This window comes from Streptococcus mitis (assembly GCF_946190285.1).
Classification (GTDB): Bacteria; Bacillota; Bacilli; order Lactobacillales; family Streptococcaceae; genus Streptococcus; species Streptococcus mitis_CP.
Map to the genome: position 1 here is coordinate 1 of NZ_CAMHZX010000095.1, position 245 is coordinate 245.

Annotated in this window: 1 protein-coding gene; it reads right to left on the reverse strand. The window is 51.0% G+C overall.

What is annotated here, in order from left to right:
- Positions 1 to 245 (reverse strand): nucleotidyltransferase domain-containing protein (locus N8L39_RS09395; RefSeq protein ID WP_261039398.1); only part of this gene is annotated, 245 nt, incomplete at both ends.

Here is a 245-nt window from a genome sequence, read left to right on the forward strand (position 1 = left end):
GACGAGGTCGACATTGAAGGGCAAAGGCGCAACGTCGAACGAATCGCCAAGTGATCCTATTGGGCCGAGGGGTAACCTCTCATTCGCATCAATGGCTAAATCAAGATCGGAAGACGGTTTAGCCTTGCCATTAATACGGGAACCGAACGCCCAAACCTTGCTGTTCTCGGGCAAATAGGCGCGCAAGAGACACTGCACGATGTGCAGTTCTTTTTGCGTTAATACTATCGGCTGGACTGTAGGTT